The following is a 12793-nucleotide window of genomic DNA, read 5'->3' on the forward strand; positions in this document are numbered from 1 at the left end:
TCCGGCCGGCCCGGGAGGTGCGGCCGGGTCCCGGGCCGGCCGCCGGTGTGCCCGGGACCGCGGTGGCCCGCCCCCGGCCGGGTGCCGGCGGGGCCGTGGCCGCGCTGCCGTACGGGCGGATCGTTCCCGGTGGGCTGCCGGTGGCGCGGGGGACGGAGGCGCGCGTGACCGGGCCGACCTGGCGGTGCGCGGCGTGCGACACGTACAACGGCGCCGCCGCGGCCGTGTGCGACATCTGCGGCACCGAACGCAGCGAGCGTACGGAGGCGCCCGCCGCGCCAGCGGCCCCCGCGGCCCCGGCGGCCGCGACTGGACGGGGGGCTGGCGCGGCCGCCGGTTCGAAGGGTGGGCCCAAGGGCGGGTCCAAGGGCGCCGCGAAGCGCAAAGGGACCGGGCCCCGGCCCGCCGCGAAGAGCGGCTCGGGCGGTCCCGGCCGGACCGCCCGCGACCCGGGCGGCGTTCTCGGGGAGCCGTCCGACGAGGTGCTGCGCCGGGTCGGCTGGCCGCCGGGGCTCCGGGCCACGCCCGACATGGTCCGGCTGCTGCCCGACCTCTTCCACCCGGACGGCACCCCGAAGGCCGATCTGGTGACCGGCGTCCCCGGTCTCGCGGACGCGCTCGAACGTCCCAAGCCGAGCCGCCCCGCCACGCTGAGCCCGCGCCCCGGCGCGCCCCGCTCCGGATCGGGCCGCAAGCCACCCCGTACCCCGCCTCGCACCACTGCGCGCACCCCGGCCCGTACCGCCGGCTCGCGCACCGCCGCCGAGGGGGCGGAAAGGCCCGCGCCGAGCACCAAGGACGAGGTGATCGGCTGCGGGTGCCTGCTGCTCGTCGTGGCGGCGGTGGTCACGGGGATCGTGCTGCTGGTCTCGCACTGGGACGCGATGTTCGGCGGGTCCGGGTCGGGGTCGGGGTCGGGGTACGGTTCCCCGGTGCCGTCCGACCCGGCCGCGAGTACGGCCGCGAGCACGTCCGCGGGGGAGCCCGCGAAGGCCACGGCCACCGTCCGGGCCGGCACCGTCTGCCCGGAGGTGCTGCTCGAAGTGCTTCCGGCGAAGTACCGCGAGGGCACCGAACTGCTCGCGGTGTACCGGCGCACGGACGGGGCGGAGGAGTACGCCTTCTGCCACACCTCCGGCGGCGACTTCTACTTCAACGACCGACCGCCCGGCCCGTCGGGCACCATCGAGGGCGCCAGCGCGGCGAAGCGGATCACCGGCGGCTTCGACGTGCCCGTCGACGGGACCGGCGCGACGGGCAGCGTCGACTACCGCTTCGTGTCGGGGAAGTTGACCGCGTACGAGGGCGGCAAGGCGACGTGGAGCACGTCGTACGTCTCGAAGTCGGCGCTGTGAGCCGCCCGGACGCACGGCGGAGCGGGTCGGAGCGGGTCGGAGAGCACCGGCCGTACGGCGGCGCGGTGCGGCCCGACCGCCAACGGGCTTACGGTCAGCGGGCGTTGACGGGCGCGGGCGCGCTTTCGGCGTCGGCATCGACACCGACACCGACACCGGCATCGGCATCGGCATGGGCATCGGCGAGGAACTTGCGAGCCACCGCACCGTTGTACTTGGCGAACATCGCGCCCAGCGTGTGCAGTTCCTCCTCGGTCCAGCCGCCGAGCATGTCGGCCAGGCTCTCCGCGCGGGCGGTGCGGACCGCGTCCATGCGGCGCAGCCCGGCGGCGGTCGGCGTGATGATGCTGCGCCGGCGGTCGGTGGCGGCCGCCGCGCGCTCGACCAGGCCCTGCCGGCACAGCGCCGAGACCTGCCGTCCCGCGGTGGACGGATCGAGGCCGAGCGAGGCGGCCAGCGTGTTGATGTCCTGCGGCCCGACCTCGGAGAGCGTGCGCAGCAGCAGGTACTCCGCCCGGTCCAGATCGTCGTGGATGTCGGTGCGGCGGTAGAACATCTCGAAGTTGCGCACCAGCACCGCGGTCTGGCGTTCGATCACGTCAAGCGCCTCAAGGCTGCCGTCCACGCTCACGGGTCTCGCTCCAATACCGGTACGATGCATGTTAATATCGGCATTATACCGATGATTGTCGGTGGCCCGGGGAGCGCACGGCGGGGAGCCGTGACAGGGCCCGACCAGGGCAGCGTAGGGCAGGACGGACGCCGGAACCGGGGCGTCGCCTGCGCCACCTGCATCACCTGCGCCACCGGCGAGTACGGCTGGACCGACGGCCGCGGGCACCGCGCGAACCGCGGAACCCGCGTGGCACCCGTGCGGTGCCCGCGGTGGGTGCGGGCACCGACGGCAGCGAGGGCACGGCGAGAGGGGCACTGGACACGTATGGCGGCTACCGGCTGGATATCCGAGACGTGGGACCGTGTGGTCGGCTCCGACCCGGGACTTCAGCGGCTGCGCTCCGCGCTGTCCGCCGCGGTCGCGATGAGCACGACGCTCGGCATCGAGTACGTGTACGGCCGGGTCACCGACCGCGGACCGCAGGGCACCCTCGTGGTGATGCTGCTCGGCACCATGATGGCGATGATGGGCTCGATGGCGCTGGGCGACGCCGCCGGAGCCCGGCGGAAGATCGCCACCGCCGTGTTCTTCCCGGTCGCGCTCGGCGCCGGCATGACCGTCGGGGTCTGCGTGGCCAAGCACACCGACACCAAGCTCGCGGTCTTCGTCGCCGTGATGTTCGTGGCCGTCTTCATCCGCAGATTCGGCATGCCGTTCTTCTTCTACGGCTTCATGATCTGGATGGGCTACTTCTTCGCGTCCTTCCTCGGCGCCACCTTCGCCCAACTCCCCTCCCTGCTGATCGCGGTCGCCATCGCCGCCGCCTGGGTGCTGCTGCTGATGACGACGGTGCTGCGTACGCACGCGCAGCGCACCCTGGCCCGGGTCCGGCGGGCGTTCGGCGCCCGGGCCCGCTCGGTCGCCCGGGTCTGCGCCGACCTGCTGGAGGCCGACCCGCGGGACGCGCGCCGACTGGCCCGGCTGCGCCGCAAGCTGCACTCGCGGCAGCTCCGGCTGGCCGAGACCGCGCTGGTGATAGAGGGCTGGTCGGGCACGCCGGGCGCGATCCCGCAGGGCTTCTCGGCCGCGACCGTACGGCGCCGGGTGCTCGACGCCCATCTCGCGATCGACGCGCTGGCCACCGCCGCTGACGCGATGGCCGGGACCGACGCGCGGCACATCGCGGACGCGGCGAGGATCGCCGATCATCTGGCCGGCAGCGACTATGACGCGGCCGGGCGGGCCGCGCGCAGGCTTGTCGACCGGTACGACGAGGCGGGCCGGACCGACCCGGCCCCGGCCCCCGCGCCGGCCCCGTTCCCGGCCTCGGCCCCTGCGTCGGCCCCGGCCTCGGCCTCGGCCTCGGCGGCGAACCGGTCCGCACTGCGGGACGTCGACTGCCTCGCCCACCATCTGGCCACCGCCGCCTGGGAGTTCACCACGCTCACCGGGCAGGCCGGGGTGCCCGACACGGCCGTCGACGGCGAGGAGGTCTTCGAACCCGCGGTCACGCTCGCGATGGGGGCGCTGCCCGGGTCCGCCGCCGTGGCCTTCTCGGTCAGCGCGCGCAGCCGCTGGAACCCGCTCGGCAAGCTCTCGCTCACCACCCGGCAGGCGGTCCAGGTCGCGGTCGCGGGCACCCTCGCGATCCTCGTCGGGCGCGAGCTGTCGCAGGCCCGCTACTACTGGGCGGTGATCGCGACGTTCATCGCCTTCACCGGCACCGCGACCCGCTCCGAGACGTTCATCAAGGCGAGCAACCGCGTGGTCGGCACGCTGGTCGGGCTCGGCGCGGGCATCGGCCTCGCCCACCTCACCGCGGGGCACACCTACTGGATCATCACGGTCATCATCCTCAGCATGTCCTGCGGGTTCTACCTGGTGAGCATCTCCTACGCGGCCATGATCTTCTTCGTCACGATCATGGTCTCCCAGCTCTACAGCGAACTGCACGAGTTCACCGCCGGGTTGCTGATGCTGCGGCTGGAGGAGACCGCGATAGGGGCGGCGATCGGGATCGGCGTCGCGCTGGTCGTCCTGCCGACCAGCACCCGGGACACCGTCTACAGCGCACGGGTCGGCTACTACACCGCGCTCGGCGAGCTGTTGCGGGCCTGCGCGGCGCAACTCGCGGGCGAGCCGGCCGCGGAGGCGCCCGGACTGGACGCGCAGGTGCGGGTGGTCGACCACCGGCTTCAGCAACTCGCTCTGGTGGCAAGGCCGTTGACCAGGCCGCTGGTCTGGGGGAACGACCCCCGGGTGATGCGGCACCGGCTCACGCTCTACGCCGCCGTCACCCGGCAGATCAGGGCGCTCGCGGTGGGGCCGCGGCGTGCCCCCGGGTTGCCGCCGGCGCCGCACCTCGCCGCCGCCGCGCGGGCGCTCGCCGACGCCGCGACCGCGCTCGCGCTCGCGCCGAGTCCGCAGAGCCGGCCGGCCGCGGAGGTGGAGCGGGCGCTTCGGGCCGCCGACGCCGCCATGCTCGCGGCTCGGCCCGCACCCGGGACCGTACTTCCCGCGGTGACCAGGCCGTTGCTCCGCCTGCGCCAGCTGCTGCGCGAACTCGCGGTCCAGGGGCCCGCCCCCGAAACCCCCGGGTCCGCCGCCCCCACCTCGCGCATCGTCGCCGCCAGCGACGGCCCCACCCCCTCCCGCTCTGTCGGCCCCCGGAGCACGATCCGTTAGGACGGCGCGGCGCCTCGCGGCCCCTGGGCCCGGCGACTCCGTCCGCGCCCCGCCGGCGACGGACTGCCGCGAGGACGCACGGGAAGATGGCGCACGGCTCTGTTACGGGTGAGCCGGTGTGGTCATAATGCGAAATATGAGCTCGGTGATCACCGTGGTGTCGGTCGCATTGGTGATCGCGGGCGCCGCGGCGGCGCTGTTCTGGCTGGTGCGGGGGCGAAGGGGGTTCGGCACGCCCGCGGACCGGGCGGCGTTCGCGACGTTGCACCAGGCGTCACTGGCGGCGCCGCCCCTGCGGGACGGCCTGAACGCGGACTCCGCGAAGCGGGCGGCGCGCCATCTGAGGGAACTGCTGGGCACGCCGGCGCTGGCGGTGGTGGGGGAGGAGACCCTCCTCGCGTGGGAGGGCCCGGGGCGCAGGCACGCGGCTCAGGCGGTCGCGCACGCGAAGGACGCGATGGACGCCGGCCGTCCGTGGGTGGTGCCCGCGGAGGCGATCGCGTGCGAAGACCTGGACTGCCCGGTGCGCAGCGCCGTGGTGGTGCCGCTGGTGGTGGACGGCCTGGTGGTGGGCGCGCTGTCGGTGTACGCGCGGCAGGTGTCGGCGGGGCTGGTCCGGGCCGCGGGCGAGGTCGCGCACTGGATGATCTCGCAGCTCGAACTCGCCGAGCTGGACCGGTCCAGAACCCGGGTGATCGAGGCGGAGTTGAAGGCGCTGCGCGCGCAGATCTCCCCGCACTTCGTCTACAACTCACTCACCGCGATCGCGTCCTTCGTCCGCACCGACCCGGACCAGGCCCGCGAACTGCTGCTGGAGTTCGCCGAGTTGACCCGGTACAGCCTGCGCCGGCACGGCGAGTTCAGCACCCTCGCCGAGGAGTTGCACTCGGTGGACCGCTATCTGCGCCTGGAGCGCGCCCGGTTCGGCGCGCGGCTGCGGGTGGACCTGCTGATCGCCCCCGAAGTGCTGCCGGTGGCGGTGCCGTTCCTCTGCCTGCAGCCGCTGGTGGAGAACGCGGTACGGCACGGCCTCGGCCCGAAGGCCAGTTCGGGCCGGATCACGATCCGGGCCGAGGACGCCGGTGCGGAGTGCCGGATCAGTGTGGAGGACGACGGCGTGGGCATGGACCCTGAGCAGGTGCGCGCACAGCTCGCCGGGAAGGCCGGCGGGGACTCGCTGGGCCTGGGCAATGTGGACGAACGGCTGCGCGCGGTGTTCGGCGACGAGTACGGGTTGGTGGTGGAGACCGCACGGGGTGCGGGGACGAAGATCAACGTCAGGGTGCCCAAGTACCGGAACGGGGTGCACGCTTCGTGAGACCGCTGCAGGTCCTCGCGGTGGACGACGAGCCGCCCGCGCTGGAGGAGTTGACGTATCTGCTGCGCGGCGACCGGCGGGTGGGCCGGGTGCTGGCGGCGGGCGGCAGCGAGGAGGCGCTGCGGCTGCTGGAGGACGGCAGCACCGACGCGGTCTTCCTGGACATCCGCATGCCCGGGCTGGACGGCCTGGACCTGATGCGCGTGCTCGGCCGGTTCGCGCACCCGCCGGCGGTGGTGTTCGTCACCGCCTACGAGGACTTCGCGGTGTCGGCGTTCGCCCTCAACGCCTGCGACTACCTGCTCAAGCCGGTCGGCCCGCAGCGCCTGGCGGAGGCGGTACGGCGGGTGGCCGCGCTGATCGAGAGCGGCGGCACGGCCCCGGGCGCCCCCGGCTCACCCGTATCCGACCCGGCACCCGCATCTCCGCCCGACCCCAACGCCCTCCCGGCGCAGGACCGTTCGGCCCCGGACCGGCTCATGCCGTCGGGCTGGCCGCCGCCCCCGGACCGACCCGTCCGGCAACCGGACCGGTCCGACGAGCGCATACCCGTCGAGGTGGGCGGCGTCACCCGCTTCGTCTCCCGCGACGAGGTGTCCTACGTCGAGGCCCAGGGCGACTACGTACGCCTGCACACGCGCGGCGGCGCGCCCCTGCTCCGTATCCCGCTGGCCGTGCTGGAGGAGCGCTGGGGCCCGCACGGATTCCTGCGCATACACCGGCGGTTCCTGGTGGCGCTCGGACACGTGGAGGAACTGCGCTCGGACGCCGGGCACTGGACGGTACGGGTGGCCGGCGGCGAACTCCCGGTCAGCAGGAGGCACTCGCGCGAGCTGCGGGACCTGCTGACCCGGTGGGCGCCGCGGCCCGGGCCGGGCGGCCGGCCGTGATCGGCGGCCACCAGCCGCAACCGCCGCCGCCCCGCCGCACCGCGGTGTCGGGCCCGCGCCGGCACCGCCCCGGCGGCTGGTCGGCGCGCGCCAGACCGGCCGACCTGCACGCGCAGCCCCGGCTCGGCCAGGTCTACGTACGCTCCCTCGTCCGCGACCAACTACGGCTCGCACTCGGCGTGTTGACGGTGCTCGCGGTCGTGCTCGGCGGGGTGCCCGCGGCGTTCGCGCTGCTGCCCGGGCTGCGCACCGCCGAGGTCTTCGGCTTCCGGCTGGCCTGGCTGCTGCTCGGGGTGGTGGCGTATCCGGTGCTGCTCGGGATGGCCTGGTTCCACGTCCGGCACGCGGAACGGGTGGAGCGGGACTTCACGGAGTTGCTGCGCGGGCCGGACCCGACGGTGGCTTCGCAGGAGCCGGATGGAGCCCAGAACTCCTCTGGTGGGCAGGCTGGTTCGGACGGAGTGGAGCCGCACTTCACGGAGCACGGGTCCGCCGCTTCCGGGTCTGCGGCTCCGGGCTCGGCCGCTCCAGGCTCCGCCGCTTCCGGGGCTGCGGCTCCAGACTCCGCCACTCCAGGCTCCGCCGCTTCCGGGTCCGCCGCCCCCACCCCCGAGGGGCCCGGCCCGTCCGCTTCCCGACCCGGTGCCGGGTGAACCCCGCGCTCGGGCTCGCCGCGCTCGCCGCCGTACTCGTGGCGACCGTCGCCGTCGGCGTCTACGGGCTGCGGCTGTCCCGCGCCACCTCGGACTTCTACGTGGCCTCCCGCGAGGTCTCGCCGCTGTGGAACGCGAGCGCGATCAGCGGGGAGTACCTGTCGGCGGCGTCCTTCCTCGGCGTCGCGGGCCTGGTGATGGCGTACGGCGTGGACATGCTGGCGTACCCGGTCGGCTACGCGGCCGGCTATCTGGTCCTCCTGCTGCTGGTCGCGGCGCCGCTGCGGCGCTCGGGCGCGTACACGCTGCCGGACTTCGCCGAGGAGCGGCTCGGCTCCACCGCGGTGCGCCGGGTGGCGAGCGTGCTGGTCGCGGTGATCGCCTGGCTCTACCTGGCGCCCCAACTCCAGGGCGCGGGGCTCACGTTGCAGACGGTGACCGGGGCGCCCCGGTGGGCGGGCGCGGTCGTGGTCGCGGTCGCGGTGGTCGTCGTGTCGGCGGCGGGCGGCATGCGCAGCGTCACCCTCGTCCAGGGCCTGCACTTCTGGCTGAAGCTGATCGCGATCGCGGTGCCCGCGCTGTTCCTGGTGATGGCCTGGCGGACCGCCGGGTCGCCCGCGCTGACCGGGCCCGACGTGCCGCGCTTCCCGCACACCACGGTGGTGCGTATCCAGGACCCGGTGCGCTTCGACGTGCGCGCACCGGTGACGATCGCGGTCAGCGGCGGCCTGGACGGCAGGACGTACAAGGCCGAGGGCGCGCAGGCGGGTTCGGCCGTTGGCGCGGGCGCGGGCACTGCCGTGGCTGCGGGCGCCGACGCAGGAGCGGGCACCGAGGAGGCCGGAAACCCCTCGGGCGGCGGCGACTTGGGGACCGGCGGCCGTACCCGGACCGTACGGCTCGCGGTCGGCGAGCACTCCGCCGCCGCCGGGGCGCGGCTCACCTTCCCCGCCGGGGTGCCCGTGCCGCACCAGGTGGGCCTCGCGCCCGCGACCGGCTCGCAGTGGGCCCGGCCGCTGTCCGGCGCGGGCGGCCGCGGGCACCCGCTGTACGCGGTGTACTCGATCCTGCTCGCCACCTTCCTCGGCACGATGGGCCTGCCGCACGTCCTCGTGCGCTTCTACACGAACCCGGACGGGCAGGCCGCGCGCCGTACGACGCTGCTGGTCCTGGTGCTGCTGAGCGTCTTCTACCTGCTGCCTCCGGTGTACGGGGCACTCGGCCGGGTGTTCGCGCCCCAACTCCTGCTCACCGGGCGGACCGACACCGCCGTTCTGGTGCTGCCGCAGGTCGTGCAGGGCGGGGAGGCCGGGCGGTTGCTGGCCGCGCTGGCCACGGCGGGGGCCTTCGCCGCGTTCGTCTCCACCGCGTCGGGGCTGACGGTGTCGGTGGCCGCGGTGGTCTCGCAGGACCTGCTGCGCGGGTCGGCGCGCGGCTTCCGCTGGGCGTCCCTGGTGGCGGGCGTGCCCCCGCTGGTGATGGCGACGATGACGTCCGGGCTGCCGGTCGCCGACGCGATCGGGCTCGCGTTCGCGGTCGCCGCCTCCTCCTTCTGCCCGCTGCTGGTGCTCGGGATCTGGTGGCGCGGGCTCACCGACCGCGGCGCGCTGGCCGGGCTCGTCGCCGGGGGAGGGCTGGCCGCGGTGGCCGTCGTGGTCACCAGCGTCCGCGGCCCCGGGCACGGTTGGGGCGCCGCGCTCCTGGAGGAACCGGCCGCCTGGACGGTGCCGGTCGCCTTCGCGGTGATGGTGGTGGGCTCGCTCCTCACCCGCGGCCGCCTCTCGCCCGCCGCCGTGGACCGGGTGATGCTGCGCATGCATCTGCCCGAGGAGGTCACCGGCCCTGAGCCGCCGCCGGTGGGTAGCCCCAGCCCCGCAGGCGCGGGTGAACCGTAGGCCGGAGAAGCGTCTTTCCTCCCGGGAAGCGCCGACCGCGGGGATACAGGTCTCTAGGTCCACCGGAAAGCGGTCACGCGGTCGGTGACGTAGGTGCGCAGATCGCGGGGGACCGCTGCCCGTGAGGGCGACGATGTCATCGGAGTGCCAAGCGGCGTCTCCCTCGGGCGAGCAGCCAGAAGAGCTGGGCGCGTTGGAGGCCGGCGACCTGCTCGGGGAGCCCCGCCTCGATCATTCCTTCGCCGTGCCCGTCGGGCGTCACCCCGCGGTACGCGATCGCCCGGCCCAGGGCGCGGGTCAGCTCGGCCGCCACGTCGGCGTGGGCGACGGGTCCCGGACCCGTCAGCAGGGAGGTGCGCTCCGCGTGGCCGGGGCGAGCGGCTGCCACGGCCGCGAAGCAGGCGTGCTCACCGCCCCGATCCCCGGCTGGTCCACGGCCCACGCGGACCGTTGCGCACGGCCCGCGCCGCGTACGATGCCCGGCCGGCCGAGGCCGCCCGGCGCGGACGTAATGGCCCGGCGCCGACCTGATGTCCGGCGCCGACCCGCACCTGGCGTGCGGCCCTGGCCAGTGCTGTGACCGGATGGTCCACCGTGATCGGAAGGCGGCTCGCGGGAGGAGCGCACGCGAAACGGCTGGTATTACTGGGGGCATGCAGGAAGAGACCGCTCGCTCCGCGATCGACACGTTCATCTCGGCGTTCAACGCCTCGGACGACAACTATGTGACCGCCCTGCTCTCCCAGGCCCTGACCTCAGACGTGGTCTTCTGGGGGCCGTTGGGCCGCAGCGAAGGAATCGCGGCGGTCGAGCGGTTCGTGCTGGACATCCGGCGCCACCCGGCGGGGACCGGCACGATGGTGCGCTGCTCAGCGGTGGACATGCCTGACGAGTGGGCCCGGTACCAGTGGGTCTTCACCATGCCGGACGGAGGCCCCCGCCTGGCGGGAACGGACGTCGTCCATCTGCGGCGGAGCCTCATCGACCAGGTCATCGTCTTCGCGGGGGAGATCGAGCCGTCCGCCCCCTGAGCCGTCCTTCTGTCGCTGTGCTGCTCCTGAACCGGCCCCCTTCGGTGCTCGGGGGCTGCTGTTCGCGGTGGGTCAGGGTGCGGTGTTGAGTGGAACGTCCGCCCCAGCAGATGCCTTTTTCGCTGCGGGGGCGGGCACGTTCCTCGCGTGGGGCGGCGAGGTACGTCGGGGTGGCGGGCGTTGCTGTTGCGCCGGCGCAGGTAGCGGTGAGGTGCCCGGGTTTGCGCGGGGTGGCTGCGGTGGTGGGAGCCGGCCGGGGTGAACTGCCGCAGCGGACCAAAGTGGGCCTCGGTCCCTCCTGGTCGGTCGGTCCGCGTACACGGACAGGCCCGGCCACCGCGCCTCCAGCGATCGGATCGGACGTCACCGCACACCCGACCGTCGCGACCGCCAACCCGGCGAACCTTCACCGTCACCGCACTAGACGAGTGCGGCGCGCAGTTCCTGGGCCACGGTCGGCGCCGTGTCCGCGATCGTGTCGCACAGTGTCGAGGTGCGTTCGCGCACGAGCCCGCCGCGGTACGCCGTCGGCAGCGCCTCCCACACCCCTGCCGCCTTCTCGGCCGCATGAGCGGGGTCGCCCTCGGTGCTCATGCACGTCGCCCTGTCGATGTCCAGCAGGGCGCGGGTCATCACGGACGGCGCCCGGGTCAGCCCGAGGGCGGCATCCTGTTCGTCGTACGCCTCTTGCGTATTCCCCAACAGGGTGAACGCCTGCGAGAGGTGGACGTGGTGCTTCTGCATCGGATAGCCGAACCAGGTGTCGGCCGTCTCCGCCCCCTCCAGTTGCTCGGCGATGGTGCGCGTGGCGGCCACCTCGCGCAACGCGCCCTGCCGGTCGCCGTTCGAGGCGAGCGCCCTCGCGGTGACCGCGGCGGCGAGCGCCGCCGACGCGGAAGGAGCCCGGCCGGCCGCGGCTCCGGCCCGACGCGCAAGGTCGGCGGCGGCTTCAGGGGCACCGTAGTTGAGCGGGACCATCGCGTGCCGCGCAAGCGCCCAGGCGAGCATGTGGCGGTCGCCGGACTCCTGGGCCGCCCGTTCGGCGGTGGTGAACCAGCGATGAGCTTCGCGTTGGTCCCCACGGTCATGCTGGATGATCGCCACCAGGCCGACGATCCCGGCCGCGATACGGGCCAGGTGGGTACGGGTGGCCGCCGTGTGCGGACGATTCAGCACCGCCCGCAACAGGTCGAGGTCGCCGCGCATCTGGCCGAGCACCACCGCGGGTGCGCGACCACGGTAGCCGCCGCGGTGCCGCTCGAACGCGCCCTCCAGGTAGGCGAGATCGCCGGCGTCCGAGCCGGAGAGCGCGGAGTCGATGCCCTGACGCGCTTCGGCGATCTCCGCCAGCGTGCCCGACCCGGCCGTAGCCGTGGCGACCACTCCGAGGAACCGTCGTCTGTCCACTTCAGTGCCCTCCGCTCCGCCGATGGCCGCACCCGCCAGACCGTCACCGTCAACGGTAAGGGCCATTGTCCGCCGGTGGACAGCTCGCACGGGCGGTGCGATTCCGCGTCCGGGCCAAGCCGCGCCTGTCCGATCACGCGTGTACTCGGCGGCGCGTTCCAGTTCAGCAAGAGGCGTATCCAGTGCGCGGGCCAGGTCAGGCAGCCACGCAAGAGGGATACGTGCGCCTCGCTCCCAGCGCGAAACCTCGTGGCGCGTGACCGACGCCGTACCGGATAACTCGGAAAGGCAAGACGCCAGTTGACTTTGCGACTTTCGGGTGAGCTGTCGAAGCCCCGCGAGGTAGGCACCGAACTGTCGGCGCCGTTCATCGTCATTCATTCTGGCCCCCTCGTGGACCAGTCTGGCCCCTCCCCTGGCCCCTTGTCCGGCTCCCCACGAGAAAGACCCCCGACGGTTCGATGGAACCGTACGAACTCCGGCAACCGTGGCACCGGGCCCGGGGCGTGGCGGACCTGAGGAAAGCAGACGGACATGCGAGAGCTTACGGATATTCGGCGACCACGGGCGGGAGCGGGTTCCGCTTGGCGGTCGCTCACCGGGGACACGGGCGAATACGGGTACCGCCAGTGAGCGGCGACCGGTTGCTTCCGTGGGTGGGGCCTGGTGGGCGGGCGTGTTACCTGGCCTTGGAGGGGGGTGGCGCGTCGTCGGCGTTGTGGCGGTTGGCGGACGAGATGGAGTCGGTGCAGCTCGGGATGGGCTGGGAGCTGCTGGGTTTCGTGCGTAAGACGCTCGGGGAGGCGGCTCCGTCGGAGACCGAACTCCACGGCATGGTGACGCACTTGTGCACGGCGTTGTCGGACGCGCTGCGCGTTGCCGACAGCCGTGGTGCGCTGCTGGACCTGCCCCCGACAGGAACCCAGCCGTCCCTTTGATTCAT

General features: G+C 73.9%; 11 protein-coding genes and 2 pseudogenes. 8 read left to right on the top strand and 5 right to left on the bottom strand.

Features of this window, described 5'->3' with window-relative positions; genetic code table 11:
- The first annotated feature begins 164 nt into the window (after positions 1–164).
- On the top strand, positions 165–1355 hold the full coding sequence (locus tag OG896_RS21565; RefSeq protein WP_329367750.1) for a hypothetical protein: 1191 nt from the start codon (positions 165–167) through the stop codon (positions 1353–1355).
- 94 nt (positions 1356–1449) lie between these two features.
- Here OG896_RS21565 and OG896_RS21570 read toward each other — a convergent pair whose 3' ends face one another.
- Positions 1450–1986, bottom strand: a complete 537-nt coding sequence (locus tag OG896_RS21570; protein ID WP_329367752.1) for a MarR family winged helix-turn-helix transcriptional regulator — start codon at positions 1984–1986, stop codon at positions 1450–1452.
- 309 nt (positions 1987–2295) lie between these two features.
- Here OG896_RS21570 and OG896_RS21575 point away from each other — a divergent pair, with 309 nt between their 5' ends.
- The 5 genes from OG896_RS21575 to OG896_RS21595 all read left to right on the top strand — a co-directional run bounded on the left by OG896_RS21575 (position 2296) and on the right by OG896_RS21595 (position 9412).
- A complete protein-coding gene (locus OG896_RS21575) occupies positions 2296–4656 on the top strand; it encodes an FUSC family protein (protein ID WP_329367754.1) in 2361 nt (786 codons plus the stop codon).
- Positions 4657–4783: 127 nt separating this feature from the next.
- Positions 4784–5974, top strand: a complete 1191-nt coding sequence (locus OG896_RS21580; RefSeq protein WP_402448997.1) for a sensor histidine kinase — start codon at positions 4784–4786, stop codon at positions 5972–5974.
- 5 nt (positions 5975–5979) lie between these two features.
- On the top strand, positions 5980–6864 hold the full coding sequence (locus tag OG896_RS21585; RefSeq protein WP_443057262.1) for a LytR/AlgR family response regulator transcription factor: 885 nt from the start codon (positions 5980–5982) through the stop codon (positions 6862–6864).
- Positions 6828–7517 carry a hypothetical protein gene (locus OG896_RS21590; protein WP_329367759.1) on the top strand — a complete coding sequence of 230 codons (690 nt, stop codon included), beginning with the start codon at positions 6828–6830 and terminating at the stop codon, positions 7515–7517. Before OG896_RS21585 ends, OG896_RS21590 begins: the two co-directional genes overlap by 37 nt.
- Positions 7514–9412, top strand: a complete 1899-nt coding sequence (locus tag OG896_RS21595) for a sodium/solute symporter (RefSeq protein WP_329367761.1) — start codon at positions 7514–7516, stop codon at positions 9410–9412. The genes OG896_RS21590 and OG896_RS21595 overlap by 4 nt, the downstream gene beginning before the upstream one ends.
- Before the next feature lie 136 nt (positions 9413–9548).
- On the opposite strand, the gene OG896_RS21600 is transcribed toward OG896_RS21595, so the two are convergent.
- Positions 9549–9800, bottom strand: coding sequence for a hypothetical protein (locus OG896_RS21600; protein ID WP_329367763.1), 252 nt, complete (start codon positions 9798–9800; stop codon positions 9549–9551).
- A 265-nt stretch (positions 9801–10065) separates the two neighbouring features.
- On the opposite strand from OG896_RS21600, the gene OG896_RS21605 reads away from it, so the two are divergent.
- Positions 10066–10443, top strand: a complete 378-nt coding sequence (locus tag OG896_RS21605; RefSeq protein WP_329367765.1) for a nuclear transport factor 2 family protein — start codon at positions 10066–10068, stop codon at positions 10441–10443.
- 72 nt (positions 10444–10515) lie between these two features.
- Here OG896_RS21605 and OG896_RS21610 read toward each other — a convergent pair.
- From OG896_RS21610 to OG896_RS21620, 3 genes and pseudogenes are all read right to left on the bottom strand, one after another.
- Positions 10516–10733 (bottom strand): annotated as a pseudogene (locus OG896_RS21610) (IS630 family transposase); the annotation flags it as partial.
- Between the two features lie 130 nt (positions 10734–10863).
- A complete protein-coding gene (locus OG896_RS21615; protein ID WP_329374599.1) occupies positions 10864–11850 on the bottom strand; it encodes a transcriptional regulator in 987 nt (328 codons plus the stop codon).
- A gap of 165 nt (positions 11851–12015) precedes the next feature.
- Positions 12016–12231, bottom strand: a pseudogene (locus OG896_RS21620) (helix-turn-helix domain-containing protein); the annotation flags it as partial.
- A 308-nt stretch (positions 12232–12539) separates the two neighbouring features.
- On the opposite strand from OG896_RS21620, the gene OG896_RS21625 reads away from it, so the two are divergent.
- Complete coding sequence (locus OG896_RS21625) at positions 12540–12788, top strand: hypothetical protein (protein WP_329367767.1); 249 nt, start codon at positions 12540–12542, stop codon at positions 12786–12788.
- The last annotated feature ends 5 nt before the right edge of the window (positions 12789–12793 follow it).

Origin of the sequence: Streptomyces sp. NBC_00669, from assembly GCF_036226785.1 — a bacterium.
In the GTDB taxonomy this organism is placed as follows: Bacteria; Actinomycetota; Actinomycetes; order Streptomycetales; family Streptomycetaceae; genus Actinacidiphila.

Coding starts and splice junctions, on each gene's coding strand:
- OG896_RS21575 (WP_329367754.1), top strand. CDS start 2,296: ATGGCGGCTACCGGCTGGATATCCGAGACGTGGGACCGTGTGGTCGGC.
- OG896_RS21580 (WP_402448997.1), top strand. CDS start 4,784: ATGCGAAATATGAGCTCGGTGATCACCGTGGTGTCGGTCGCATTGGTG.
- OG896_RS21605 (WP_329367765.1), top strand. CDS start 10,066: ATGCAGGAAGAGACCGCTCGCTCCGCGATCGACACGTTCATCTCGGCG.